The following is a 26990-nucleotide window of genomic DNA, read 5'->3' as shown; positions in this document are numbered from 1 at the left end:
GGTGTTTATTCTGCTGGTTTGGCTCTTCGGGCCTTGAAGAACTCGCTCAGCACCGCCCCGCACTCCTCAGCCAACACCCCGCCTTCATACAGCACCCGGTGATTCAAGAATCCCTGGGTAAAAAACTGCCCCTGACTCTGCACAATCCCGGCCTTCGGCTCCAGCGCTCCATACACCACTCGAGCAATCCGCGAATGCACGATCAGCCCGGCGCACATGCTGCACGGTTCAAGCGTCACGTACAGCGTGCTGCCGGGCAGACGATAGTTGCTGGCTGCCAACGCGGCAGCGCGGATCGCGACCATCTCGGCGTGGGCACTCGGGTCGTTGCCGCTGATCGGACAGTTGAAACCCCGGCCGATGATTTCACCGTCCTGCACCAGCACCGCGCCCACCGGCACTTCACCGAGCGCCGCGCCTTGGGCGGCCAGGGCCAGGGCTTCGCGCATGAAGTCACGATCACGGCTGCGGTCGATGATTGCTGTCGGGCGTATCTGACGCATCAGGCCACCTCGATAGCGGCCATCAGGCCGGTTTCCATGTGGTCGATCACATGGCAGTGGAACATCCAGATCCCTGGGTTATCCGCCACCAGCGCCACTTGAGCTCGCTCGTTCTTGCCCAGCAAATAGGTGTCCGTGAAGTACGGAATAACCTTGTGCCGGTTCGACGAAATCACCTTGAAGCTCATGCCGTGCAGGTGAATCGGGTGTTGATACTGAGTCATGTTCTTCAATTCGAAAATGTAGCTCTTGCCCTTCTCGAGCTTGGCAATCGGGCGGTCGGCGCAAGTCTTGTCGGTAATGTCCCAGGCCTTGCCGTTGATCTGCCACAGGCTTGGCGGCTTGCCATTGTCGACGTTCACCGACACTGAGCCTACCCATTCGAAATTGAAGTTGAGTTTCTCGGCATTGGCCAGGTCCGGCTCGGCCACCGGGTTGGCGGGCAGTGCGGGTGGCCACTGGGTCGGTGCATCGGCGTTCGCCACCGAACGGAACGTGCCCAGGCGTACCGGGCCATTGCGCAGGGACAGTTCTTCACCGGCCGGCGGTGCCTTGATCGCCAGACAAATGCGCATGCCCGGGCCGAGCCAGTATTCCTTGCCCAATGGGCGCGGTTCGATGGGGTTGCCGTCCAGCGCGTAGATCTGCGCTTCGACGCCAGGGATATTGAGTCGGTAGGTCAGGGTGTTATCGAGATTGAGCAGGCGCACCCGGGTGATCTGCCCGGCAGGCAATTCGATCACCGCTTGCGAGACTCCGTTAATGGTCGACAGGCGCCCGGCCGTGCCACCACGGGCCGCTTCGCGAGGAATGCTGAACGCGACAAAAGCGCCCTCTTCATCGACGTGCCAGCTCTTGAGGCTCAACGTCCTTTCGTACTTGAAACCGGTGGGCTCGCGCTCTTCGATGATCAACGGCCCGACCAGCCCGCGACCGAGTTCTTCGCTGCTGTTCACATGCGGGTGATACCAGTAGCTGCCGGCGTCGGGCACGCGGAATTTGTAGTCGAAGTATTCGCCCGGCAACACTGGAAGCTGCGAGACGTATGGCACGCCGTCCATTTCCAGCGGCAGGCGGATGCCGTGCCAGTGAATGGTGGTGGCCACCGGCAGGTGGTTGATGAAACGCACCCGCAGCCATTCGCCCTGACGCACTCGCAACTCGGTGCCCGGCGCCGACGGGCCGAACGCCCAGGCTTCGGTCTTGTGCCCGGGCACCAGTTCAACGTCCAGCGGTGCGGCGATCAGCTCGTAGTCGTGGCCCGCATCGGCGTCGGCCATCTTGCCCAACCAGTACCGCGACGCGCCCCCCGCTCCGACACCAACGACAACAAGACCGGCCAGGCCACCGAGAATTTGGCGACGGGTAAAGGACATGAACTCAACTACCTCACGTATCAGCGACAGGCATGGGGCCTGTAAAAGGCGAATACGATACACCTGCGGTTGAGAAACAGTAAGGGTGACGCGGCGGATGGCCGCAGAGGCCGCCCCTCACCCTAACCCTCTCCCCAAGGGGCGAGGGGACTGACCTAAGTGTCTTGCGAAATACTGCGACCTGAAAATTCCGAGTCGAACTCAGGTTCTGAAAATCCCCCGATCGGCTCCCTTTCCCCCTCTCCCCCGTGGGGAGAGGGCTGGGGTGAGGGGTGGCTCTTGAAGCTGATCAATCAGCGTCCGGGTAACGCCAACCCCATCAACAAATGCACAACACCTTCGCCCAGCATCATCACCCCCGGCACACCTGCCACATTCAATGCCTGCCGATCCATCCGCCCCACATCCCGCAATTCCACCCGAACCCGAGTCAGCGCCACCGGCTGCTGCGACTTGAGGTTATCCACACCGCCCAGAGCGGCGACGATTTCCGGAGCCAGTCCAGAAACAGGCTGAGCCACCACTTTCGGCTCATCCACCACCAGATCCGGCGTCAACGCTTTCCAGAACGCCTGCTGCATTTTCTCGAACATGCTCAGTTCTCCAGTACCAGTGAAGTATCGACCGGCGCCTCGTGATACAGCCGCAACGCCTCGCGCACTTGCTCGGCGCTTTCCAGACCCAGCACTTGCTGGGCGATGGCCTGGCAGTCCAGCAGATCCACTTCGCGAACCGCTGCTTTGATCGCCGGAATCAACGGCACGCTCACCGACAGTTCATCCACCCCAAGTCCCAGCAACAACGGCACCGCCAGCGTTTCCGACGCCATGGCGCCACACACACCGACCCATTTGCCGTGGGCATGGGCGGCCTTCACGGTGCTGGCAATCAAACGCAGCACCGACGGATGAAAACTGTCGGCCTGACTGGCCAGGCGCGGATGATCGCGGTCCATGGCCAGGGTGTATTGGGTCAGGTCGTTAGTGCCGATCGAGAAGAAATCCACTTCAGGCGCAAACAGATCGGCCATCAGCGCCGCTGCCGGCACTTCGATCATGATCCCCAGTTTCGGCCGTTCAGTGAGGCCCAATGTCAGCGCCTCTTCCTCAAGCAGCTGCCGGGCCAGGCGCAACTCCGACAGCTGCGTGACCATGGGCAACATGATGTGCAGACGGGCCAGTCCGGCGCTGCTCAGGATCGCCTTGAACTGATCGCGCAGCAGTTGCGGGCGCTCCAGACACAATCGAATTCCGCGCATGCCGAGGAACGGGTTGGTTTCGCTGTCCATCGGCACGTAGGCCAACGGTTTGTCGCCGCCGACATCCAGAGTCCGCACCACCAGATTGCGCGCCGGCCCCAGGGCGCGGGCGATGGCGCTGTAGGTGGATGCCTGTTCGTCATGGCTCGGCGCATGATTGCGATCCAGATAAAGAAACTCCGAACGCAGCAAACCGACGCCTTCTCCGCCCAGCGTCATGGCCTGCTCCGCTTCAGCCAGTGAGGCGATGTTGGCCGTCACTTCAAAGTGGTGTCCATCGCGGGTACAAGCCGCCAGCGCAGCGTGCGCCAACTCATGTTGATGGCGCTTCTGCTGGCGCTGACGATTGGCTTGCAGCTGCTCGATGGCCGCCAGATCCGGGTCCAGGTGCAGCTCGCCCTTGTCGGCGTCGAGCAACACTTGAGTGCCGTTGGCCAGCCCCAGCACCTGAACGGGCAACCCGCAGATCGCCGGCAAACCGGACGCCCGAGCGAGGATCGCGACGTGGCTGGTAGCGCCGCCACCGACCGTGGCGAAACCCAGTACCTTGCGGGCATCGAGCCCGGCGGTCTGTGACGGCGTCAGTTGTTCGGCGATCAGGATCGCCCCTTCAGGCAGCTCCATCGCCTGATCCTGTACGCCGAGGATCAGCTTGAGCACTCGCTGGCCGACATCGGCCAGGTCCGCCGCCCGCTCCGCCAGCAAGGCATTGCCCAGGCTTTTGAACAAGGTTGCCGCCGACTCGGTGGCCGCGCGCCAGGCGAACCCGGCACTTTTGCCTTCGTTGATCAACACGTCAGCCGCCTCCAGCAAACCCGGGTCTTCGAGCAGTTCCTGGTGAGCCTTGAAGATGTCTGCCTGCGCGCTGCCCACGGCGGTGTCACGCAATTGTTGCAGGGCCAGCAGCGCCTCGGCCAAGCCGCGGGACAGATAATCGCGTTCAACCTGCGGTGTGGCACCGAGTTCATTCACTTCCAGGTGTTGTTCGGCTATCTGCACCACTTGGCCAAACGCCGACCCGGCCGATGCGCACACCCCACGCAACACCGTCAGCGATGAAGCCTCAGTCGCCTTCGCCTCAACCTGCGCCGAGGCCGCCACCGCTTCACCGCATCCAGTCACCAGCAATTCGGCCAGTGCCTTGATCGCGGCTTCAGCATCCGGGCCGGCCGCGCTGACTTGCACAACGTCACCGTGCCCCGTCTGCAACGCCATGATCGCCACCAGGGATTTCGCGTTCGCACTCGCCTGCTGTTTATGCAGGTAAATGCTCGCCGAAAAACCTTTCGCCGCCTGAGCGAACACCGCGGCCGGACGGGCGTGCAAACCGTTCGGATTGGCGAGTGTCACCGGTTTGGAAAACACGGCTTCGCCCGCTTCCGGCACTGGCTCATCCGTTGTCTGCTCGATGGGCTTCAAGCTCAGTAACGGCTGGCCACTGTCTACCACACCCGTTTCCGGCGTCAGCCAAGTGAACGGCTCACCGCTGACCACCAGCATCAACGTCAACAGGCTGCGGGCATTCAATGCGACAAAATCGGCATCGAACTCGATCAGCGACTGCCCAACGTCAACCTGCTGGCCCTCCTCCACCAACCGCGTGAACCCCTTTCCCGCCAGGTTCACCGTGTCGAGGCCAATGTGCATCAACACCTGCACGCCATTTTCGTCGGTGATGCTGACCGCATGCCCGCTGGCCTGCACATTGCTGACAACCCCTGCCAGCGGCGCGCACAACGTCGTTGAAGTCGGATCGATGCACAGGCCATCGCCGATCACGCGGCTGGAAAACACCGGATCGGGCACGAGGTCCAGTGGCATCAATACGCCGGACAGGGGCGCGTGCAGTTGCAATTGTTGGGGTGTGGCCATGACGTCACCTGCTGTTTTGTTCTTTATAAAAGACGCTGGGATGTTGCGATACCCGTAGGAGCTGCCGCAGGCTCGGGCCGCGTTCGGACGATCTTTTGGCGTCCTCAAGACTGTCGACGATCAAAAGATCGCAGCCTGCGGCAGCTCCTACAGTGTGTGGCGCTATTTCCACCAGTACTCGACCTGCAATCCGACGTTCGAACCGTGCCGCGCGGTGCCGAACGCCCCGGTGTCGGACAACGCCGACCCCTGCGCCTGTTCATTGGCCGCCCGTTTGGCCGCCTCGTTCCAGCTCGCATAGGTGTAATACAAACGCACCTCAGGGCGAGCCCAGAACTCCGGCCCCTTGGGCGACCAGGTCGGGGCGAAGGTGAACTTGCTCAGCTTGCGCGTGCCGCCCGTGGCGTCGACCTGATCGTGACCCAGTTCGGTCACCAGTTTGAACTGCTCGGTGAGCGCATAGGTCGGGCGAACACCCAGGGAAATCCAGTTCTGACCACTGCCGTCGGAGCGAATGTCTTTCTGATAAACCGCCTCGATCTGCCCGCCAAATCGCGGCGTCACTTGCCAGTCGAAGAACTCCACCACCCGGTAACTTTTGTTGCTGTCGTCCAGCTTCACGTTACCGGTATAACCCAACCCGGTGCCGGGCCCTTCGCCGTACTGGAAGGCCAGTTTATTCTTGCCGCCCAGAAAGCCTTTCTGCACATGCTGGGTGGTGATCGCCCAGCCACGGTGAGCGTCGCGGCTGTCGGGTTTGTCGATGTAGCTCAGCCCAAACTCCAACGCACCGCCGGGGTTGGTGTTGAAGCCGGCAACGTTGAAGTCATGACGGTTGATGTAGTCCTTCTGGTACAGGTTGTCCTTGCGCGAGAAGGCGTAGCTGTATTTCAGATCGCCGATCAGCACGTCCTCGATACCGCCGCCGGTGGCGCTCTGGTTCCAATAGTAGAAGTCGGAAATGTGAATATCGTTCCGTTTGTAGTAACGCCGGCCGGCCCACAGCGAACCGCCGTTGAGGCTTGGCATATTCGACCACTGCGCGTACGCCTGCGGCAGGCGCACCGAGCCGTTGTCACCGTTGAAGGTCAGGTCCTTGTCGTACTGGTTGTACAACGAAGCCATACCGTCGACGCTCAGCACCGAACCGTCGTCCAGGGTGTAAAGATCCTGGCGTAACTCCAGTTCGGCGTACTGCTCACATTCGTTGCCCAAGCGGTATTTGGTCTGCGCACCCGGCAGCTGGAAGCACTGCTGTTTATCGCTGTTGACCGAGGTGCCGACGCCGCTACGCAAGTAACCGGCGAACTCCAGCGCCTGGGCCGAAAGAGGCAAAGCCAGGCACATGCCCGCCACTACAAGGCTGCGATTTATTGTTGTTTTCAAGAGTTACCCCAATATTTTTATTGTGTGCAGCGGCAAAATCGGCGCGCAAAACTCCCCCGCGCAGCGTTCTGCGTGTTTTTCTGAGTCGGTGTTTTTTTGCGGTCGGTCAGTCGGTCATATGCAGCACGAACGACTCATAAGGCCGTAAGAGGAGCTGCCGATTTCGCGTCGGACAGTCCGGGTAGTTGCTGATAACCAGACGCTTGGCCATGGTTTCGCTGATCACTTCATCCGGCAGTTCGACTTCGCATGGCGTGCCGTAGAAGTTGTTCAGCACCAGCAACCGTTCGCCATTGCCTTCACGCACGTACGCCCAGATTTGCGTGTGTTCGGGCAACAATTGCCGGTAAACGCCGTCGGACATCAGCGCCTCAGTGCGACGCAAGGCGATCAACTGACGGTAGTGATGCAGCACCGAATCCGGGTCATCGAGCTGAGCGGCAACGTTGATCTGCCCGGCGTTCGCCGGCACCCCGATCCACGGCTCGACAGCGCTGAAACCCGCGTTGGGTTCGGCATTCCAGTGCATCGGCGTACGGCCGTTATCCCGGGACTTCTGCATGATCGCCGCCATGTTGTCGGCATCGCTCGCACCCGCCTCGCGCTTGAGCCGGAAGATGTTCAGCGTCTCGACATCACGGTACTGATCGATGTGATCGAAGCCCGGATTGGTCATGCCCAGTTCCTCGCCCTGGTACACGAACGGCGTGCCCTGGAGGAAATGCAGCGCCGTGCCGAGCATCTTCGCCGAGAGCACCCGATATTCGCCGTCATGACCAAATCGCGAGACCACCCGTGGCTGGTCGTGGTTACACCAGAACAGTGCATTCCAGCCACCGCCGGCCTGCATGCCGGTTTGCCAATCGGAGAGAATGCGCTTGAGTTCGAGGAAGTCGAAATCGGCACGAATCCACTTCTGCAGGTTCGGGTAATCGACCTTCAGGTGATGGAAGTTGAAGGTCATCGACAGTTCTTTCGACTCTGGTCGCGAGTAGCGGATGCAGTGCTCCAGGCTGGTGGAAGACATCTCGCCGACGTTGATCAGGTCATGACCTTCGAAGACTTCGCGGTGCATTTGCTGCAAGTACTCGTGGACGTTCGGCCCATCGGTGTAGAAACGTCGACCGTCGGTGTTGTCCTCGGGGAAGTCCGCCGGTTTGGAGATCAGGTTGATCACGTCCAGACGGAACCCGCCTACGCCCTTGTCGCGCCAGAAACGCATCATCTTGAAGACTTCGGCGCGCACCTTTGGGTTGTCCCAGTTCAGGTCGGCCTGAGTGTGGTCGAACAGGTGCAGGAAATACTGACCGGTCTGGGCTTCATACTCCCAGGCCGAACCGCCGAACTTGGATTCCCAGTTGTTTGGCTGGTCGCGCCAGATGTAGAAATCCCGGTACGGGTTGTCGAGGCTGCTGCGGGCCTGCTGAAACCAGGTGTGCTCGATGGAGGTGTGGTTGACCACGATATCGAGCATCAGCTTGATCCCGCGTTTGCCGGCCTCGGCGATCAGTAATTCGCAATCGGCCATGGTCCCGTAACTCGGGTCGATGGCGTAGTAGTCACTGATGTCGTAGCCGTTGTCGCGTTGGGGCGAGCGCAGGAACGGCGTGATCCACAGGCAGTCGACACCCAGCCAGTGCAGGTAATCGAGCTTGGCCACAACGCCAAGCAAATCACCCGTGGGGTTGCCGGCGTGGCTGTGAAAACTCTTCGGGTAGATCTGGTAGATCACCGAACGTTGCCAGTCTTGCATGGCGGATTCCTTCAGTAAGTTTCGTACTGGCTATTTCTTTTGTGGCGAGGGGGCTTGCCCCCGTTCGGCTGCGCAGCAGTCGTAGAACCTGCAAATGCGGTGTGCCTGAAGCAATGACGTAGCAGATTTCAGGGCCGCTGCGCGACCGAACGGGGCGATGCGGCGTTCCGACAAGCCCCCTCGCCACAGCGATCTGTCAGGCAACCCGATACCCAGGCCGAACAATCTTCATGCTCAACCCGCAGGTCAGAACAAACGGCACGACCATGGCAATCACCATTCCGATCACAAACATCGGAATGAACTGCGGAATGATCGAGATAAAACCGGGCAAGCCACCGACGCCGATTGCCGAGGCCTGGACCTTGTTCAGCGACAGGAAAATGCAGCCCATGGCCGAACCGATCAGGGCCGCATAAAACGGAAATTTGTAGCGCAGGTTGACCCCGAACATGGCCGGTTCGGTGATGCCGAAGTAAGCGGAAATCGCCGAGGTCGAGGCCATGCTTTTATCCCGCACGTTGCGGGTCATGTAGAACACCGCCAATGCCGCACTGCCCTGGGCCAGGTTGGACATGACGATCATCGGCCAGATGAAGGTGCCGCCCTGGGTGGAGATCAACTGCAAGTCGACCGCGAGGAACATGTGGTGCATGCCGGTGATCACCAGCGGCGCGTAGAGCAAACCGAAAATCGCCCCGCCAACCATTGGCGCCAGGTCAAACAGCATGACCACGCCTTCGGTGATGAGAATCCCCAGATGCCGGGTCACCGGGCCGATCACTGCCAGCGCCAGCACGCCGGTCACAACGATGGTAGTGATCGGCACCACCAGCAATTGAATCGCGTTTGGCACCCGCGCCCGCAGCCATTTTTCGATGACGCTCATCACGTAGGCCGCCATCAGGATCGGCAGGATCTGCCCTTGATAACCGACCTTCTCAATCTGGAACAAACCGAGGATGTCGAAGTACGGCAGGCTCTGCCCCTCCAGCCCGGCCACCGCTTTACCGTAGTTCCAGGCATTGAGCAGATCGGGGTGAACGAGCATCAAACCGAGCACGATGCCGAGGATTTCGCTACCACCAAAACGCTTGGCCGCCGACCAGCCCACCAGCGCCGGCAGGAACACAAACGAGGTATTGGCCATCAGGTTGATCAGGCTCCAGAGCCCGTCAAGCTTCGGATAGGCATCCAGCAGGGTCTTGCCCTCGATGAACATGCCCTTGGCGCCGATCAGGTTGTTGATGCCCATCAGCAGGCCGGCAATGATCAGCGCCGGGAGGATGGGCATGAAGACGTCGGAAAACACCCGCACCAGACGCTGCATGGGATTGATCTTCTCGGCGCTTTTCTGTTTGACGTCGGCGATAGTTGAAGCCGCGAGACCGGTTTGACGACGCAGTTCTGCGTAAACCTTCTCCACTTCACCGGGGCCGATAACCACTTGGAACAGGCCGCCAGTGAAGAACGAGCCTTTGACCAGATCGATCTGGTTCAGCGTGGCGCTGTTGACCAGGCTCGGGTCTTTGAGGGCCAGGCGCAGCCGTGTGACACAGTGCGCGGCCTGCTCGAGGTTGTCGCTGCCACCGAGGCTTTGCAGCAGCTCGCTGGCGATATTCGGATAGTCGTGGCTCATGCTTGATCTTCCGCTGTAGTTTTTTGTTATTGGCAGCACGCCGAAACGAAAAGTACTCGTCTGTACGAGTTAAAGCAACAACTCGTACAGACGAGTTTGATTTTGTTTATCCTGAACCCGACAGGCGGCGATCTTTCCTACCTCCAAAGTCAAAGAAATCTAACGCCGCATGGACAAACCCCTACCCTGCCCTTAAGGTTCGAAACCTTGAGTACAGCGCGGCATAGAGCCATCCCCATGAGTAAATACAACCAGATCTACAGCGATCTGCTTTCCAGTATCACGACCGAACGTTTGGAACGCGGCGCCCGGTTGCCTTCCGAAACCGAACTGATGGACAGCTACCAGGCCAGTCGCGGCACCGTGCGCAAGGCGATCGAGCAATTGCAGGAGCGCGGTTTCGCTCAGAAGGTCCACGGCAAAGGCACGTTCGTGCTGTCGACCAACCCGATCGAATTCCAGCTCGGCGGCATCGTCAGCTTTCAGGAAACGTATCCGCGCCTGGGTAATGACGTCAGCACCGAGGTGGTCGAGTTCGATCAAATCCCCCTCGAAGGTGCGCTGCTGGAACACATCCAGGCCGAAGCGGGCAGCCTGATCACGCGAATCAAACGGGTGCGGCGGATCGACGGCAAACGCGTGATCCTGGACATCAACCATTTCGTCAGCGACGTGATCCCCGGCCTGTCCCGGGACATTGCCGAGCACTCAATCTACGCCTTCATCGAGCAGACCCTGCAACTGCAAATCGCCTATGCCCAGCGCACCATTGAAGCGGTGCCCCGCAGCAAGGACGACCAGCAACACCTGGACCTCGACGGTCAGAGCCATGTGATCGTGGTGAGTAACCAGACGTTTTTGCAGGATGGTCGGCAGTTCGAGTACACCGAGTCGCGGCATACGCTGGACAAGTTTTACTTTTCTGATATTGCACGGCGCTGAGCCTGACTCTGGTACTCGCCGTTTCCTACGTCTTGCGTCAGCAACTGACCACCGCCAGCGACCCAGTGCCTTACAGCTGGAACCGATACCCCTTGAGATAGTGAGCGCCCCAACCACCTCTCAAGGAAGACATCATGGACGATACTCAAGAAATTACCCTGCCCGACGCTGCCGATGTGTTGGCCCTCCAGCCCCTGATCACTGATCTCGTTGCCGATTGCCCCGACCTGCACGCCTTGGCATATCAGGTCGCCAAGGACATTCTCGTCCAGCACGACATCACGGATATCGAACCCGACAAAGTCTATTGGCACCGGTTCCATGGCGCCCAAAGCAGTTCCACGGCCTTTACCGGCTGGCAGCACATCCTTGAAAAGCCCAAGGAATCCATGACCTTCCCGCAACTGGTCATGCAACGTTTCAGCGTCCACGACCAGGACAATGCCGACCTGCTGGACCTCTACGGCGGCTTTTATCGTGTGGGGGCGGACGCCGAATCCTACGATGAAACCAATGAAGTGCGCCTGCACGGCAACGACGTGCTGAAAGCCTTCTGGGACATCAATTTCGCTGACCGCTACAAAACGGCCATCGCGACGTTCTGGGAAAAGCACAGCGACAACTTCCGTGCGCTGGCCAAGTGCACGTTCATTGCCAAAGCCATTGAAGACTACGAGAAGGGTCACTTGACCCAAGAACACTTCAGCACGGTGCTCAGCGCCTGCGCCGGTAATGTCAGCAGACCGCTCACCCGGCAAATGCTGCTGGACGAGGCCTCAGCGGGCAGCGGTTTATCGATTCGCAAGTTTTGCATTGACCACTTCGTGTCGACGGACATCCTCAGCATCACTGACGACAGTGACCTGAACATTCTCTACATTCCGGGCGAGCTCAGAGGATTTCACTGTTTCAACAAGGTCGAAGAGCTGCACGAATGGCTGATCAATGAGGTCAAGGATGCTGAAGGCCGCGAACGCATGCTCATGCACTTCAAGCAGGAAGAGCGCGACATCGTTCAGGAGAAGCCCACTTCGCTAGGGCACAAACTGGCCAACCTCACCGGCATTGGCCTGATCGTTCATTTCCTGGAAAACACGGAACATGAAAATGTCGGCCTCACCCACGCCTATGACGTTCTACCCAGTGACAATGAAGCCGGGAACGTTCATTTGCTCCACTATCGTGGTGAGAAAATTGCCGGTGATGCGTTCACCTATCTGAATCAGTCCACCCATGAGCGCATGCTCAGCGACGCCAATTTCCTGCTGCACTCCAATGGCGAGCTACGCAAAAAACTGTGGATCGGCTATCTCAATGCCTTCAACCACACGTTCGGACCGATGGCCGCCCTTGCATGGCCGGCAGCGCTGGTCGTCATCGGTGCTGGCATCGCCAATGTCGGCCTGCACATCGATCAGGCCATCAACGGCACCACGGCGATGGAACGCAAGGCCGCGGTCAATGCTGCGATTTTTGGCAGTGTGGATGTACTGTTTAATTTGCCATTTCTGCGCGGCGCAGCTGAACTGGCAGATGCCGCCGAGATCGCAGAGGCCGCCGAGACAGAAGAGGCGCTTGCCTCCGGGGAAGCGCCGAAGACAGACATAGAATCGCCTGCGATACCCTCCCTTTCCGTCGGCGCCGAGGCTGTTGGCCCCTCAGACATGGACATACTGGCGCCCTTTGAAACCAATGAGGTTCTCGACGGCGACTTCCCGGTGAGTGTTGAAGGTAAATTTCAAGGCATCTATCAACCCGCAACCGGGGGTCACTACATTGCTATCGACGACCGTTTTTATCAGGTGCGTTACAGCAATGAACTGCAGTCCTGGGCGATCGTCGACCCTACCAATCCTTACTCATTTTTCCGCAACATTCCGGTACGTCTGAATGAAGCAGAGGAGTGGGAAATGTTCTCGCGACACGGTTTGAAGGGCGGTGGCAAAAACCTCTCTAAACCGGCGAAACCGAAGCCCGGCCAGAGCATCAGCAACTCCGCGCCACCAGCCCCCCTTGAACCTCTACCAGTAGCTTCTCACCCCACAATGCAGCTCCTTCGTACTCTGAGAACGCCATACGATGTTCATCCACAACTCCAGGCATCACTAAAAAAATGGGCATTGAAACTATTCGAAACCCATGTCCGCCTTCCAATGCGTCACTTGCCCGCGCTCAAGGTGGAAGACCGCTATGCAAGTCACTTCGCCGACAAGCTAGACCTGCTGAAATCCACGGCCGGACGCTTCTTCAACGAGTTGCAGTGGCGCAACCTGCCGCCTCGACCGATGATTCCTGCCGTCAGTGAGTCCATGACCAGTGCCGAATTGATTGAGAGAGTGCTCGAAGTAGCACCGGGGCTGGTCGTGGGTGAAACCCTGGATCGCATCACCAGCATGCGCTTCATGATTAAAAACATGCCTGAATTCGCTCTGCGGGGTGTCAACACGATTTACATGCGCGGCTTGCTCAGTGATTTTGCCCAGCAAGATCTGAATGCCTTTTTCAACTCGGGACGCATGCCCGAGGATCTGCGCGAATACCTGACCGAGCTCGGCCAGGATCCCGCCGGGCGTTTCAACGAACTGGAACTGGTCAAGAGCGCAAGACAAAACAACATCCGGATCCAGGCCACCGACTGCGCAGCAAGCTTTAAAAAACCGCGTTTTTTCAGGCCGGTTGAAGAGCAAATGATGACTAACAGCCTGACGAACGAAATCATGCTTGCCGATAAGGCCTTGAATCAGCCGACCAAATGGGTGGTGTTAACCGGACAGGAAAATATCAATACCTTCCGCGGGATGGCCGGCATCAGTGAACTGCAGGGTGGTATCGGCCTGCGGATCGAAGAGGTAAATCCAGGTGAAAGCCTGGGCATCACCTTGGATCCCGGTATCGAAATCGATCGCGGACCGATCATGCAGAACGAGACCATGCGCGGAACTTTCGACCCATTCTATGCAGACCTTCGCATACAAATGGAAGCGACACCGGCGATCCGAACCGAGCAGCAAACGGAGAAGCTACTCGATGTACCCGGCAAATACCTGTTCGAGAAAACCGGTGACAGCTACACCCTGATTCACCGCGGCAGCAACGAACTGATCAATCGCACGCCGGTCGAGCGACTCGCCAATGGCAGTTTTGTTATCGACCGACCCTCCTGGCCGCAAAACAGGCGTCCTTTCCCCAGCATCGAAGCGCTGTCGCGCTCGCTGAACAACTCAGGCTTGAGGCTGCAGACGCGCATTCCCACTTGATCAGTCGTATGTAACAGCAGTTTTGCTCGCGAATTTACTGCATTCCAAGGAAAGCATCATGGACGATACCCAAGACACAACCCTGGCCAACGCCGCCGATACCCAGGCGCTTCAGGCCCTGATCCCTGACCTGGTCGACGACTGCCCCGACCTGTACGCCATGGCGTACGAGATCGCCCAGGACATCCTCACCCGACATCACATCACCGACATCACACCGGACAAGGTCTACTGGCACCGGTTCCATGGCGCCCAAAGCAGTTCCACGGCCTTTACCGGTTGGCAGCACATCCTTGAAAAGCCCAAGGAATCCATGACCTTCCCGCAACTGGTCATGCAACGTTTCAGCGTCCACGACCAGGACAATGCCGACCTGCTGGACCTCTACGGCGGCTTTTACCGTGTGGGGGCGGACGCCGAATCCTACGATGAAACCAATGAAGTGCGCCTGCACGGCAACGACGTGCTGAAAGCCTTCTGGGATATCAATTTCGCTGACCGCTACAAAACGGCCATCGCGACATTCTGGGAAAAGCACAGCGACAACTTCCGTGCGCTGGCCAAGTGCACGTTCATTGCCAAAGCCATTGAAGACTACGAGAAGGGTCACTTGACCCAAGAACACTTCAGCACGGTGCTCAGCGCCTGCGCCGGTAATGTCAGCAGGCCGCTCACCCGGCAAATGCTGCTGGACGAGGCGGCCACAGGCAGCGGTTTATCGATTCGCAAGTTTTGTATTGATGAGTTCGTGTCGACGGACATTTTCAGCATCACTGACGACAGTGACCTGAACATTCTCTACATTCCGGGCGAACCCAGGGGTTTTCACTGTTTCAACAAGGTCGAAGAGCTGCACGAATGGCTGGTCAATGAGGTCAAGGATGCTGAAGGCCGCGAACGCATGCTCATGCACTTCAAGCAGGAAGAGCGCGACATCGTTCAGGAGAAGCCCACTTCGCTAGGGCACAAACTGGCCAACTACACCGGCATTGGCCTGATCGTTCATTTCCTGGAAAACACGGAACATGAAAACGTCGGCCTCACCCATGCGTACGACGCATTAACTGACGAAAACCCTGCCGCCGACCGTCACTTGCTGCATTACCGTGGCGAGATAATCAGCGGCGACGCGTTCACTCATTTAAGCCAGTCCACCCATGAGCGCATGTTGAGCGACGCCAACTTCCTGCTGCACTCCAATGGCGAGCTACGCAAAAAACTGTGGATCGGCTACCTCAATGCCTTCAACCGCATCTTTGGCCCAATGGCCGCCGCGGCATGGCCAGCAGCGCTGGTCGTCATAGGCGCGGGCATTGCCAATGTCGGCCTGCACATCGATCAAGCCATCAACGCCACTACCCCGACTGAACGCAAGGCCGCAATCACAGGCGCCATTCTCGGTAGCGTGGATGTGCTGTTCAACTTGCCATTTTTACGAGGGGCGGCTGAATTCGCAGAAGCAGCGCAAGCAGAAACAGAAGCCGAGGAGGTACTCACGACAGAGGGAAATCCAGAAGAGTCCGGCACAACTGTGCATCCCCCCGTCGAAGCCATTGCACCCCACCCAAGCGATTCCGTCATATTGGCTCCTTTTGAAACCAATGAAATTCTCGATGGCTATTCCCCCATCAACGCCGAAGGCAAGTTTCAAGGTATCTATCAGCCCGAAACAGGCGGTAATTACATCGCCATGGGGGACAGTTTCTACCAGGTGAGCTACAGCAACGAACTGAAGACCTGGACAATCATTGATCCGGTCAATCCCCACTCCTTTTACCGCAACATACCGGTGCGCCTGGATGAACTGGGTGAGTGGGTGCCCCTCACGCGTCCCGGTCTGGCGGGAGGCGGCAGGTTTTCCGATCTGTTCGCCAGGGCCGAGCCGCCACTCCCGGACTTCGATGCCCCGGCGACTGCATATGATGTTCCGCAGGACCTCAAGCCAGCCCTTAAACAGGCAGCCAGGGGTATGGCCATGAAGGGAGATTTGAAGGACGGCTTTATCAGTCTCACCAATCCGGACAATGAGCGGGAAGCCTTCAAAAGACTACGCCGAAGACTATACGACGACGCCGTGTCGTTTTATTCGCAGCCGCAACCACAGTTGCCACCCAGGCCTGCCATTCCATCGTTCATCGCGAATGCGAAGTTCAAGGACATCATCAAGACCCTGTTCAAGCGCTCACAAAGCCTGGTCGTCGGTGAAAGTCACTCCAGCGTGGGCAGCAAACAGTTTTTGATCGAGAACATGAGCGTGCTGCGCAAACAAAAGGTCAAGACCCTGTACATGGAGCATCTGCTGACCGATTTCCATCAAGCGGACCTGGATGTGTTCAATCGCACCGGGGTGATGTCCGAGGATCTGGAAAGCTACCTCAAGGATCTTGATGCAGATTTTTCGACCGACCCCAGCAAACAATTCACGTTTGAACAGGTGGTCAGGACGGCGCAAAAAAACAATATCCGCGTGCAGGCCATCGACTGCATGGCCAGTTACCGCAGCGCCGGTATTCAGGGAGCAAATATCAATTTTCGGCAAAAAATGATGAATTTCTTCGCCCGACAAGTCATCGGCGCCGACCAGACAGCCAGAGGCGCCCATCGCTGGGTGGCGTTGGTCGGGAACAGCCACGCCAATACCTATGCTGGCGTGACGGGTATCAGTGAGTTTGAAGGCAGCATCGGCCTGCGTATCGAGAGTGTGGGGCCGGATGAGCTCGGCGGTATCAAGGTCGACCCCGGGGTTTCCGATGTGACGCGCCCGGGGCAAGCGGCCGGTTTTGCCAAAAATGACTTGTTGCTGCAGATCCCGACGCCGAAAAGCGTGGTCCTTGCGCAAAGACTGGAAGATGGCCTGCCCAAGCCTGGCATGTACACCCTCAGCACCAGTACCGGTGAACTATTGCTGGTTCATCGCAGCAGAACCGTCACCCGTAACGGCATCGTGACCTGGGGGAAACTCGTTCGTACGCCCATAAAACAAGATGCAGGCGGCTACTACGTCGAACGGGATTCCTGGCAGATCAACGGACAACGTTTTCCAACTATCGAGGGTTTGAGTTCGGCGCTACAAATAATGAGGATGACCCCCGTCTCACTACCAGGCGTGTAAAACACAAAAAGGCCGTGTGAACAGTGTTCACACGGCCTTTTTTGTTACCTGCAATCAAGCCATCAAGGCCTGCGCGGGATCACTCCCACTCAATCGTCGCTGGCGGCTTGCTCGACACGTCGTAAGTGACGCGGGAGATGCCTTCGATTTCGTTGATGATCCGGCCGCTGACGGTTTCCAGCAGTTCGTAAGGCAGGTGTGCCCAACGAGCGGTCATGAAGTCGATGGTTTCCACGGCACGCAGGGCAACAACCCAGGCGTAACGACGGCCATCGCCGACCACGCCAACCGATTTCACTGGCTGGAACACCACGAAGGCCTGGCTGACCTTGTGGTACCAGTCGGCTTTGCGCAGTTCTTCGATGAAGATGTGGTCGGCGCGACGCAGCAGGTCGGCGTATTCCTTCTTCACTTCACCCAGAATGCGAACGCCCAGGCCCGGGCCCGGGAACGGGTGACGGTAGACCATGTCGTACGGCAGGCCGAGTTCCAGGCCCAGACGACGGACTTCGTCCTTGAACAGTTCGCGCAGGGGTTCAACCAGCTTGAGGTTCATTTCTTCCGGCAAGCCACCCACGTTGTGGTGCGACTTGATCACATGGGCCTTGCCGCTTTTCGCGCCAGCCGACTCGATCACGTCCGGGTAGATGGTGCCTTGGGCGAGGTACTTGATGTTGTCCAGTTTGTTGGACTGGGCATCGAAGACGTCGATGAAGGTACGGCCGATGATCTTGCGCTTCTTCTCCGGGTCGGACTCGCCGGCCAGGTTGTCGAGGAACTGATCTTCGGCATTGGCGCGGATCACCTTGACGCCCATGTTCTCGGCGAACATGGCCATCACTTGCTCACCTTCGTGCAGACGCAGCAGGCCGTTGTCGACGAAGACGCAGGTCAGTTGGTCGCCAATGGCTTTGTGCAGCAGCGCGGCAACCACCGAAGAGTCCACACCGCCGGACAGGCCGAGCAGTACGTTGTCAGTGCCGACCTGGGCACGAATGTTGGCGATGGCGTCTTCAGCAATCTTCGAAGGCGTCCACAGGGCTTCGCAGCCGCAGATGTCGAGGATAAAGCGCGAGAGGATGCGACCGCCCTGCTTGGTGTGGGTCACTTCCGGGTGGAACTGTACGCCGTAGTAGCCACGCGCGTCGTCGAACATGCCGGCGATCGGGCAGCTTGGGGTGCTGGCCAGGATGTGGAATTCCTGAGGCATCCTGGTGACCTTGTCACCGTGACTCATCCACACGTCGAGGCCGAACAGGCCGTCGGCGTCGATGTGGTCTTCGATGCCGTCGAGCAGGCGGCTCTTGCCGACCACGTCAACGCGGGCATAACCGAACTCACGCAGCTCGGAGCCTTCAACCTTGCCACCCAGCTGTTCAGCCATGGTCTGCATGCCGTAGCAGATGCCGAAGACCGGTACGCCCAGGTCAAACACCGCTTGCGGGCAGCGCGGGCTGTCGGCGACGTGCACGGACTCGGGACCACCGGCGAGAATGACGCCTTTTGGAGCGAATTCGCGAATCGCTTCGTCGTCCATGTCGAACGGATGCAGCTCGCAGTACACGCCGATTTCACGCACGCGGCGGGCGATCAGCTGGGTGTACTGGGAACCGAAGTCGAGGATCAGGATGCGGTGGGCGTGAATGTCGAGGGCCATGGGGTCAGTCTCGTCTATGCAATTCGGGTGAAGAGAATCAGAAACAACTCGGGGCTGAATAAAACAGCCCCGGTTACTTAACGTTTTGCTTGAAGCCTCAACCTACGCGGTAGTTTGGCGCTTCTTTGGTGATTTGCACGTCGTGAACGTGGGATTCGGCCATGCCAGCGCCGGTGATCCGCACGAACTCAGGCTTGGTGCGCATTTCTTCGATGTCGGCACTGCCGGTGTAACCCATCGAGGAACGCAGGCCGCCCATCAGTTGATGGATGATGGCGCTCAGGGTGCCCTTGTAAGGAACACGCCCTTCGATACCTTCCGGAACCAGTTTCTCGGCGCCTGCCGAGGAGTCCTGGAAGTAACGGTCGGAGGAGCCTTGAGCCTGGGACATGGCGCCCAGCGAACCCATGCCGCGGTAAGCCTTGTACGAACGACCCTGGAACAGTTCGATCTCACCCGGCGCTTCTTCAGTACCGGCGAACATCGAGCCCATCATCACGCAGGAAGCACCGGCAACGATGGCCTTGGACAGGTCACCGGAGAAACGGATGCCGCCGTCGGCAATCAACGGAACGCCAGTGCCTTCGAGGGCAGCGGCGACGTTGGCAATGGCACTGATTTGCGGGACGCCGACACCGGCGACGATACGGGTGGTGCAGATCGAGCCTGGGCCGATACCGACCTTGACTGCATCGGCGCCTGCTTCGGCCAGAGCCTTGGCGGCAGCGCCGGTGGCGATGTTGCCGCCGATGACCTGCACTTCAGGGAAATTCTGTTTGACCCAGCGAACGCGGTCGATCACACCTTTGGAGTGACCGTGAGCGGTGTCGACCACCACCACGTCAACGCCGGCATTGACCAGGGCCGCTACGCGATCACCGGTGTCTTTACCGGTACCGACTGCAGCGCCAACACGCAGACGACCTTGGTCGTCCTTGCTGGCCAGCGGGTATGCCTTGGCTTTTTCGATGTCGTTGACGGTCATCATGCCTTTGAGGGCAAATTTGTCGTCGACGATCAGCACGCGTTCGATGCGGTGTTTGTGCAACAACTCGCGGACGTCATTCTTGTCGGCGCCTTCCTTGACCGTGACCAGACGCTCTTTCGGCGTCATCACTTCACGGACACTGGCGTCCAGACGGTTTTCGAAACGTACGTCACGGGAAGTGACGATGCCGACCAGGTCGCCATCGTGCAGTACCGGAACGCCGGAGATGTTGTGCATGCGGGTCAGTTCGAACAGTTCACGAACCGTGGCGTCAGCCTCGATGGTGATCGGGTCCTTGACCACGCCGGCCTCATAACGCTTGACCTTGCGCACTTCGGCAGCTTGCTGCTCGATGGTCATGTTCTTGTGGATAATGCCGATGCCACCTTCCTGAGCCATGGCAATTGCCAGACGGGCTTCAGTAACGGTGTCCATGGCGGCAGAAACGAGAGGAATATTCAGCTCGATGCCACGGGTTAGGCGGGTCTTGAGACTGACTTCGTTAGGAAGCACCTCGGAATAACCAGGCACTAGGAGAATGTCGTCGAATGTCAGAGCTTCTTGGCTGATACGCAGCATCGCGGGGGCTCCCGAGCGGGAAAATGGAAGCGCGCCATTATAGTCAGACACCCCCTCGGGTTCAATGTAAAACTCTGTCTATTATTAGCATTACTGATATACGGGAATTTTCACTCTTGTAGGAGCTGCCGAAGGCTGCGATCTTTTGATCTTGTTTTTGAAAATCAAAGTCAAAAGATCGCAGCCTTCGGCAGCTCCTACAGGTGTTCACAGTTCGACTTTCACCCAGCTCACGGGTTGATCAAGCCAATCGGCAAATTCGTCGATAAAGCTCTGTTTGAATCCGGCCTCGGCCCAGTTGTTGAAGATAAAGCCCAGGTTGGAAAAGCCGCATTCCTGCAGGAAAAGAAAGCCGTTGATGTCGTCTTCATGCCCGCATTCCGGACACGTGAAGTTATCGGTGCGCCCCGGCATCCAGTCTTCCAGGCTTTCAAACAGCGCTTCGCCGACTTCCTTGCGGCACTCGGCGCAGCCCGCCTCTTCAAGGAAACCCTTGGCTGGCGTGTAGATGCAGCGCTTGGTGATGATTTCCAGGCCATTGATCGGTTCGCCGAACGGCAGCGCTTCAGGATGCAGCACGACAGCGCGGGCACCGTCGCCGATGGCATGAGCCATGCGGTTGCCAGTGCGACCACAGGTGGTGAGTTCTTCTTTAATAATGTTCTTGCGCACCAGCCAACGCACGACCGCCCGGGCCCGGGGTTCGTGCACCGGCAGTGTGGAGATTTTCGGGACGATGATGCTTTGCGAATTCATGGGTGCAGACTCTGCAAATACTGAACATTCACCCTTGTGGGAGCGAGCCGGCTCCGGGCGGCGTTCCGACGATAGCGGTTTAACATTCAATAATGTTGTCGACTGGTAAACCGCTATCGCGAGCAGGCTCACTCCTACAGGATTTTCGGGCGGCAGCTTAATCCCTGACACTCTCAGGTCAAGTGCTCAAGTACCGCCCGATCAAGGCGATTCCGCTGGCCAACACCAACCAGGTCACCAGCCGCACAAACGCCTCGCGGGACAATTTCATGGTCAACCGCCGGCCGATCCACAGCCCCACTGCCATGGCCGGCAACAAACACAGCGCCAATACCAATAAGGGTAGCTCGGCGTACACACCTGCGACGACAAACAGGCTCAAGCGCACCACCGTGCTGCAACTGATCAGCGCACTCTGGGTCGCCCGGGCTGCCTCTTTGGGCAGGCGGCTGTTCAAATAGATCGCATATAAAAAGCCGCCACTGCCAAACAAGGCCCCGAACATCCCGCCCACCGTGCCCATTGGCACGGCCCAAGCGGCGGACAATTGGGTCGGGCGGGTTTTGACCCACAGGCTGTAAATCGCGTAGGTGCTGATAAACAGCCCCATCAACAGCAACAACACATCGGATTTCAGATTCAGTAGAAAAATCACCCCCAGCGTGCAGCCCACCGCCATGCACGGCAGCAGCCGCAACAACTCGGGCTTCGCCACATCCCGTCGCGAAGGCAGCAGATTGCCGAACGCCGCGACGAAATCCAGCAGCACCAACAGCGGCACGATCTTCGACAGCGGCATGAACAGGATAAGAATCGGCCCCGCCACCAACGCAGTGCCAAAGCCGGCTATGCCGAACACGATGTAGGCTAGGGCAATGCCCAACCCGATTACCAGCCAATCCGTAGCCCCGAATGGCCATTGGTTCAACAACTCGAGCACGTTCATTCCCCCGTCATCCCTGAATCCCGGAGCTGACTTTACCCCTGTGGGAGTGAGCCTGCTCGCGATAGCGGTTTAACATTCAATACTGTTGTCGACTGATATACCGCTATCGCGAGCAGGCTCACTCCCACAGGGGGGATTTTCGTTGGGTCATGGAGATTGTTTGTCGAATGCCTTTAAACTGCGCCCCATGATTAAAGATCCCTTTGCAAGACTCGGCCTGGACCGTGAAGTCCTGACTGTCAGCCAGCTCAACGGCCGCGCGCGGGTGTTGCTCGAAGACGTGTTCAGCAACATCTGGGTCGAAGGCGAAATCTCCAACCTCGCCCGTCCGGCGTCCGGCCACGTGTATTTCACGCTCAAGGACAGCGGCGCCCAGGTACGTTGCGCACTGTTCCGGCAGAACGCCGCGCGGGTGCGTCAGGCATTGAAGGATGGCCTGGCAGTGAAGGTCCGCGGCAAGGTTTCGCTGTTCGAGGGCCGTGGCGACTATCAGTTGATTCTCGATACCGTGGAACCGGCCGGTGATGGCGCCCTGCGTCTGGCCTTCGATGCGTTGAAGGAAAAACTCAGTGCCGAAGGCCTGTTCAGCGCCGAGCGCAAAGTGCCGCTGCCCGCGCATCCGCAACGCATCGGCATCATCAGCTCGCCGACCGGCGCGGTGATTCGCGACATCATCAGCGTATTCCGCCGTCGTGCGCCGCAGATCCAACTGACGTTGATCCCCACTGCCGTGCAGGGCCGCGAAGCCACTGCACAGATTGTCCGCGCATTGAAACTGGCGGACGCTCGCGGCTTCGATGCGTTGATCCTGGCCCGTGGCGGCGGTTCGCTGGAAGACCTTTGGTGCTTCAACGAAGAAGCCGTAGCCCGCGCCGTGGATGCCTGCGTGACACCGATTGTCAGCGCCGTCGGCCATGAAACCGACGTGTCGATCAGCGACTTCGTGGCCGACGTCCGCGCCCCGACGCCTTCCGCCGCCGCCGAACTGCTCGCGCCGGATTCCAGTGACCTGGTCCGTCGGCTCGAAAGCCTGCATCGACGGCTGGTGATGCGTATCCGCGACCGCTTGATCCGTGATCGGCTGCGCCTGGAAGGCATGTCTCGCCGCTTGCGTCATCCCGGTGAACGTCTGCGCCAGCAAGCGCAGCGCCTGGACGATCTGGACATGCGCATGCGCCGCGCCTTCGAACGCAGCCTCAATACCCGTCGCGAACGGTTGATCCGCCTGGAAACCCGCCTCGCCGGGCAACATCCGGGACGGCAACTGGCGATGCTCCGTCAGCGCCTCGACAGCCTTGCCGAACGCCTGCCCCGTGCCATGCGCGAAGGGCTCAAATCCCGTCGTCTGCAACTGCAAAGCCAGATGCAGACGCTGCATGTGGTCAGCCCTTTGGCGACCCTTGGCCGTGGCTACAGCATTTTGCTGGACGAACGCGGCAACGCGATCCGCAATGCCGCGCAAACCCACAACGGTCAGCGCCTGAAAGCCAGACTTGGCGAAGGCGAACTGCAAGTGCGGGTCGAAGACAATCACCTGACGCCTGTCACCCTTTCTTTACTGGATTGATCCATGCCGCGTTTTTTAGCTCCGCTGCTGTTGCTGTGCCTGACCTTCAATGCCCACGCCGACAGTTACATCACCCGCCTGTTGAACAAACCGGTGCCGGGCGGCGTGGCCGTGGTGGATCTGGGCGCCTCTGCGCAGGCGCCGAAGGCCAGTTATCAAGGCAAGCCTGTGCTGGTGGTCAAGGAACAGAACAACTGGCTGGCGATTGTCGGTGTGCCGCTGACGGTTAAACCGGGCACGCAGCAGGTCAGCAGTGACGGGCGGAATCTGAGTTTCACGGTCGGCAACAAGAAATACCCGGAACAGCACATCACGTTGAAGAACACGCAGCAGGTCAATCCGAACCCGGAGAATCTCAAGCGCATCGAAGGTGAGTTGGCCGAACAAATCCAGGCTTACCGCAGCTTCAGCCCAAACACCCCGAGCAACCTGTTACTGGACAAACCGGTCAACGGCCCGCTGTCGAGCAAGTTCGGCGTGCGCCGCTTCTTCAATGGTGAAGAGCGTAATCCTCACGCCGGCCTGGACTTCGCCGTGCCTGCCGGTACGCCGATCAAGACCCCGGCTGCCGGCAAGGTGATCCTGATCGGCAACTACTTTTTCAACGGCAACACGGTGTTCGTCGACCATGGGCTGGGGTTTATCAGCATGTTTTGCCACATGTCGAAAATCGACGTGAAGGTTGGCCAGCAATTGGCCCGTGGTGGGGTGGTCGGGAAAGTGGGGGCCACCGGGCGGGCGACCGGGCCGCATATGCACTGGAACGTCAGCCTGAATGATGCGCGGGTTGATCCGGCGATTTTCATTGGGGCGTTTCAACCATAGATAGTTGTTGAGGTTGATGGCCTCATCGCGGGCAAGCCATGCTCCTACAGGGGTTGGTGTCGATCACGAGTTTTGCGAACGACACCAAACCCTGTAGGAGCAAGGCTTGCCCGCGATGGCGATATCACAGGCGCCGCTTACTCAGCCTCAAGGTCCTCAATCCCATGGATTTCCCTGTGCGCCAGGCACTCTTTGATCCACGCCTGAGTTTCCTCCGAGAAGCCCGCCAACTCTTCAGCGCTGATCAACTCATGAGTACACAGCCCCAGCAAATGAGCAGGCGCCTCATTGCGTGAATGGCTGAACACGCCAAACGCCCAATATAGCTCCTGTTGACCCGCCTTCAGCCTTTCCTCACTGGCTTCAATACGCTCGTAAGGCGCAGTGCTTTTATCCAGCACGATGCGCTCGACCTCTTCCATGATCCGGATGCACAGCCGCTCATGGGCCAACGGACGCAGCGCACTATAAAACTTCCAATCCGACTCGTTCATTGCCGACTCCTGCCTGCCAGTAGTCCTTGTGAGGCTTTAAGAATAGCCCCGCTGACACGCCCCATCACCGAAAGCCTTCAATTGCGCATCGCTCAAACCTCGCGCAAACATAAAAACAATCACCGCCGTTCACCGCAATAAAATCTCGATAACCACGACTTTTCGAGGATTCCTCTCAATTTTTTTCGACCGCTTGCCATCCTTCACCCTCGCGGTTAGGGTTGAAGGCATGAAAACCTCTCACACCCTCATTCAGCTTCGCCAGCACCGCAGCCTGTGCCTTGTCAGTGCACGACTGCCAGGCTGAATCGCGGTGCCTCGTCCTACGCTTTATCCCCAGAACATTTGATCCACCGGCAGGCCGCCTTTTTTCGGCCCACACAATAAGGATTTCCCGATGAGCATGCTCAAAGACCCGTCTTCGAAATACCGCGCGTTCCCGACCATCGACATCCCGGACCGCACCTGGCCGTCGAAGACCATTACCGCCGCGCCGATCTGGTGCAGCTCCGACCTTCGTGATGGTAACCAGTCGCTGATCGAGCCAATGGACGCGGTCAAGAAGCTGCGTTTCTGGAAAACCCTGGTGTCGGTCGGCGTGAAAGAAATCGAAGCGTCGTTCCCGGCGGCTTCGCAAACCGACTTCGACTTCGTGCGCACCCTGATCGAAGGCAACCACATCCCGGACGACACCACCATTCAGGTGCTGACCCAGGGTCGTGAAGATTTGATCGAGCGCACCTTCGAATCCCTGCGCGGGGCGAAGAAAGCCATCGTTCACCTGTACAACGCCACCTCCCCTTCCTTCCGTCGCATTGTCTTCAACCAGGACAAGGAAGGGGTCAAGGCCATCGCCGTGAATGCGGCCAAGCTGTTCGTCAAATATGCCGCCCAGCAGCCAAACACCGAGTGGACCTTCGAATACTCGCCAGAAACCTTCAGCGCCACCGAACTCGAGTTCGCCAAGGAAGTCTGCGACGCCGTCATCGAAGTCTGGAACCCGACGCCTGAGCACAAGGTGATTCTCAACCTGCCAGCCACCGTCGAATGCGCGACCCCGAACATCTATGCCGACCAGATCGAATGGTTCGGCCGTCACATCAACCGTCGTGACAGCGTGATCATCAGCCTGCACACCCACAACGACCGTGGCACCGGCGTTGCGGCTACGGAACTGGGCCTGATGGCCGGCGCCGACCGTGTCGAAGGCTGCCTGTTCGGCAACGGCGAACGTACCGGTAACGTCGACCTCGTGACCGTTGCATTGAACCTCTACACCCAGGGTATTCACCCTGAGCTGGACTTCTCCGACATCGACGGCGTGCGCAAAGTCGTCGAAGAATGCAACCAGATCCAGGTGCACCCACGTCACCCGTACGTCGGCGACCTGGTTCACACCGCGTTCTCCGGCTCCCACCAGGACGCCATCCGCAAGGGCTTCGCCCAGCAGAAACCGGACGCCCTGTGGGAAGTACCGTACTTGCCGATCGACCCGGCCGACATCGGCCGCAGCTACGAGGCGGTGATCCGCGTCAACAGCCAGTCGGGCAAGGGCGGTATCGCTTACCTGCTGGAACAGGAATACGGCATCAGCTTGCCGCGTCGTATGCAGATCGAGTTCAGCCAGGTTGTGCAGCGTGAAACCGATCGCCTGGGCCTTGAGATGACGGCCCAGCAGATCCATGCCCTGTTGCACAGCGAGTACTTGCAGGCCAACACCCCGTACGCGCTGGTCAGCCATCGCCTGCAGGAAGAAAACGGTCATAGCGCCGTCGAAGTGGAAGTCTCGGGCAAAGGTCAGGGTGAAACCAACCTGCACTGGCGTGGCAAGGGCAACGGTGCCCTGGAAGCGCTGGTGGCCGGTCTGCCGATTCCGGTTGAGATCATGGACTACAACGAACACGCCATCGGTTCGGGCACCAATGCCAAGGCTGCGGCCTACATTGAACTGCGTGTGAACGGCGAACGTGCGGTGCACGGCGTCGGCATCGATGAAAACATCACCACTGCCAGCTTCAAGGCCCTGTTCAGTGCACTGAACCGCTCGCTGAGCCAGCCGGAAGCGAAAGCGGCGTAAGCC

At 58.8% G+C, this 26990-nt stretch carries 18 protein-coding genes; 6 read left to right on the top strand and 12 right to left on the bottom strand.

Features of this window, described 5'->3' with window-relative positions; translation table 11 throughout:
* Nucleotides 1–5: 5 nt before the first annotated feature.
* The 7 genes from tadA to treP all read right to left on the bottom strand — a co-directional run bounded on the left by tadA (nucleotide 6) and on the right by treP (nucleotide 9787).
* A complete protein-coding gene (tadA, locus tag PMI27_RS01550; protein WP_008147805.1) occupies nucleotides 6–503 on the bottom strand; it encodes a tRNA adenosine(34) deaminase TadA in 498 nt (165 codons plus the stop codon).
* Complete coding sequence (locus PMI27_RS01555; protein ID WP_008147803.1) at nucleotides 503–1879, bottom strand: multicopper oxidase family protein; 1377 nt, start codon at nucleotides 1877–1879, stop codon at nucleotides 503–505. The genes tadA and PMI27_RS01555 overlap by 1 nt, the downstream gene beginning before the upstream one ends.
* Nucleotides 1880–2172: 293 nt before the next feature.
* On the bottom strand, nucleotides 2173–2472 hold the full coding sequence (locus PMI27_RS01560) for a PTS transporter subunit EIIB (protein ID WP_008147800.1): 300 nt from the start codon (nucleotides 2470–2472) through the stop codon (nucleotides 2173–2175).
* A gap of 2 nt (nucleotides 2473–2474) precedes the next feature.
* Complete coding sequence (ptsP, locus tag PMI27_RS01565; protein ID WP_008147798.1) at nucleotides 2475–5009, bottom strand: phosphoenolpyruvate--protein phosphotransferase; 2535 nt, start codon at nucleotides 5007–5009, stop codon at nucleotides 2475–2477.
* A gap of 162 nt (nucleotides 5010–5171) precedes the next feature.
* Nucleotides 5172–6395, bottom strand: a complete 1224-nt coding sequence (locus PMI27_RS01570) for a maltoporin (protein WP_033053671.1) — start codon at nucleotides 6393–6395, stop codon at nucleotides 5172–5174.
* A 106-nt stretch (nucleotides 6396–6501) separates the two neighbouring features.
* Nucleotides 6502–8148, bottom strand: coding sequence for an alpha,alpha-phosphotrehalase (gene treC / locus PMI27_RS01575; RefSeq protein WP_008147795.1), 1647 nt, complete (start codon nucleotides 8146–8148; stop codon nucleotides 6502–6504).
* A gap of 196 nt (nucleotides 8149–8344) precedes the next feature.
* Nucleotides 8345–9787, bottom strand: coding sequence for a PTS system trehalose-specific EIIBC component (treP, locus tag PMI27_RS01580; RefSeq protein WP_008147793.1), 1443 nt, complete (start codon nucleotides 9785–9787; stop codon nucleotides 8345–8347).
* A 237-nt stretch (nucleotides 9788–10024) separates the two neighbouring features.
* Between treP and treR the strand changes: the two genes are divergently transcribed.
* From treR to PMI27_RS01595, 3 genes are all read left to right on the top strand, one after another.
* Nucleotides 10025–10729, top strand: coding sequence for a trehalose operon repressor (gene treR, locus PMI27_RS01585; protein ID WP_008147791.1), 705 nt, complete (start codon nucleotides 10025–10027; stop codon nucleotides 10727–10729).
* A 134-nt stretch (nucleotides 10730–10863) separates the two neighbouring features.
* On the top strand, nucleotides 10864–13986 hold the full coding sequence (locus PMI27_RS01590; RefSeq protein WP_024164601.1) for a membrane-targeted effector domain-containing toxin: 3123 nt from the start codon (nucleotides 10864–10866) through the stop codon (nucleotides 13984–13986).
* Between the two features lie 58 nt (nucleotides 13987–14044).
* Complete coding sequence (locus tag PMI27_RS01595) at nucleotides 14045–17098, top strand: membrane-targeted effector domain-containing toxin (RefSeq protein ID WP_024164600.1); 3054 nt, start codon at nucleotides 14045–14047, stop codon at nucleotides 17096–17098.
* Nucleotides 17099–17177: 79 nt separating this feature from the next.
* Here the strand turns inward: PMI27_RS01595 and guaA are convergent, their stop codons facing one another.
* The 4 genes from guaA to PMI27_RS01615 all read right to left on the bottom strand — a co-directional run bounded on the left by guaA (nucleotide 17178) and on the right by PMI27_RS01615 (nucleotide 22024).
* Nucleotides 17178–18755: a glutamine-hydrolyzing GMP synthase gene (guaA, locus tag PMI27_RS01600; RefSeq protein WP_008147787.1), complete on the bottom strand. Its 1578-nt coding sequence runs from the start codon at nucleotides 18753–18755 to the stop codon at nucleotides 17178–17180.
* A 97-nt stretch (nucleotides 18756–18852) separates the two neighbouring features.
* Nucleotides 18853–20322: an IMP dehydrogenase gene (guaB, locus tag PMI27_RS01605; protein ID WP_008147785.1), complete on the bottom strand. Its 1470-nt coding sequence runs from the start codon at nucleotides 20320–20322 to the stop codon at nucleotides 18853–18855.
* 207 nt (nucleotides 20323–20529) lie between these two features.
* Nucleotides 20530–21078 (bottom strand): hypothetical protein, encoded by a 549-nt coding sequence (locus tag PMI27_RS01610; RefSeq protein WP_008147784.1) that lies wholly within the window; start codon nucleotides 21076–21078, stop codon nucleotides 20530–20532.
* 178 nt (nucleotides 21079–21256) lie between these two features.
* The gene (locus PMI27_RS01615; protein ID WP_008147781.1) at nucleotides 21257–22024 is read right to left on the bottom strand and encodes a sulfite exporter TauE/SafE family protein; all 768 of its coding nucleotides are present in this window, start codon (nucleotides 22022–22024) and stop codon (nucleotides 21257–21259) included.
* A gap of 187 nt (nucleotides 22025–22211) precedes the next feature.
* On the opposite strand from PMI27_RS01615, the gene xseA reads away from it, so the two are divergent.
* Entirely contained in the window at nucleotides 22212–23591 is a 1380-nt protein-coding gene (xseA, locus tag PMI27_RS01620; RefSeq protein ID WP_033053669.1) for an exodeoxyribonuclease VII large subunit, read from the top strand.
* 3 nt (nucleotides 23592–23594) lie between these two features.
* On the top strand, nucleotides 23595–24416 hold the full coding sequence (locus PMI27_RS01625) for a peptidoglycan DD-metalloendopeptidase family protein (RefSeq protein WP_008147772.1): 822 nt from the start codon (nucleotides 23595–23597) through the stop codon (nucleotides 24414–24416).
* A gap of 137 nt (nucleotides 24417–24553) precedes the next feature.
* Here the strand turns inward: PMI27_RS01625 and PMI27_RS01630 are convergent, their stop codons facing one another.
* A complete protein-coding gene (locus tag PMI27_RS01630; RefSeq protein WP_008147767.1) occupies nucleotides 24554–24910 on the bottom strand; it encodes a hypothetical protein in 357 nt (118 codons plus the stop codon).
* 397 nt (nucleotides 24911–25307) lie between these two features.
* Here PMI27_RS01630 and leuA point away from each other — a divergent pair, with 397 nt between their 5' ends.
* Entirely contained in the window at nucleotides 25308–26987 is a 1680-nt protein-coding gene (leuA, locus tag PMI27_RS01635; RefSeq protein WP_008147766.1) for a 2-isopropylmalate synthase, read from the top strand.
* Nucleotides 26988–26990: the final 3 nt, after the last annotated feature.

This window comes from Pseudomonas sp. GM41(2012) (genome assembly GCF_000282315.2).
Lineage (GTDB): Bacteria > Pseudomonadota > Gammaproteobacteria > Pseudomonadales > Pseudomonadaceae > Aquipseudomonas.
The sequence above is the reverse complement of the archived record's forward strand: the minus strand, read 5'-3'. Positions and strand labels throughout refer to the sequence as shown.

Bases quoted from the DNA above. Each gene is read 5' to 3' on its own strand.
- ptsP (WP_008147798.1), bottom strand. From the start codon at position 5,009: ATGGCCACACCCCAACAATTGCAACTGCACGCGCCCCTGTCCGGCGTA.
- PMI27_RS01555 (WP_008147803.1), bottom strand. From the start codon at position 1,879: ATGTCCTTTACCCGTCGCCAAATTCTCGGTGGCCTGGCCGGTCTTGTT.
- PMI27_RS01615 (WP_008147781.1), bottom strand. From the start codon at position 22,024: ATGAACGTGCTCGAGTTGTTGAACCAATGGCCATTCGGGGCTACGGAT.
- guaB (WP_008147785.1), bottom strand. From the start codon at position 20,322: ATGCTGCGTATCAGCCAAGAAGCTCTGACATTCGACGACATTCTCCTA.
- PMI27_RS01630 (WP_008147767.1), bottom strand. From the start codon at position 24,910: ATGAACGAGTCGGATTGGAAGTTTTATAGTGCGCTGCGTCCGTTGGCC.
- leuA (WP_008147766.1), top strand. From the start codon at position 25,308: ATGAGCATGCTCAAAGACCCGTCTTCGAAATACCGCGCGTTCCCGACC.
- guaA (WP_008147787.1), bottom strand. From the start codon at position 18,755: ATGGCCCTCGACATTCACGCCCACCGCATCCTGATCCTCGACTTCGGT.
- PMI27_RS01590 (WP_024164601.1), top strand. From the start codon at position 10,864: ATGGACGATACTCAAGAAATTACCCTGCCCGACGCTGCCGATGTGTTG.
- PMI27_RS01560 (WP_008147800.1), bottom strand. From the start codon at position 2,472: ATGTTCGAGAAAATGCAGCAGGCGTTCTGGAAAGCGTTGACGCCGGAT.
- treR (WP_008147791.1), top strand. From the start codon at position 10,025: ATGAGTAAATACAACCAGATCTACAGCGATCTGCTTTCCAGTATCACG.
- tadA (WP_008147805.1), bottom strand. From the start codon at position 503: ATGCGTCAGATACGCCCGACAGCAATCATCGACCGCAGCCGTGATCGT.
- treC (WP_008147795.1), bottom strand. From the start codon at position 8,148: ATGCAAGACTGGCAACGTTCGGTGATCTACCAGATCTACCCGAAGAGT.
- PMI27_RS01625 (WP_008147772.1), top strand. From the start codon at position 23,595: ATGCCGCGTTTTTTAGCTCCGCTGCTGTTGCTGTGCCTGACCTTCAAT.
- PMI27_RS01595 (WP_024164600.1), top strand. From the start codon at position 14,045: ATGGACGATACCCAAGACACAACCCTGGCCAACGCCGCCGATACCCAG.
- PMI27_RS01610 (WP_008147784.1), bottom strand. From the start codon at position 21,078: ATGAATTCGCAAAGCATCATCGTCCCGAAAATCTCCACACTGCCGGTG.
- treP (WP_008147793.1), bottom strand. From the start codon at position 9,787: ATGAGCCACGACTATCCGAATATCGCCAGCGAGCTGCTGCAAAGCCTC.
- xseA (WP_033053669.1), top strand. From the start codon at position 22,212: ATGATTAAAGATCCCTTTGCAAGACTCGGCCTGGACCGTGAAGTCCTG.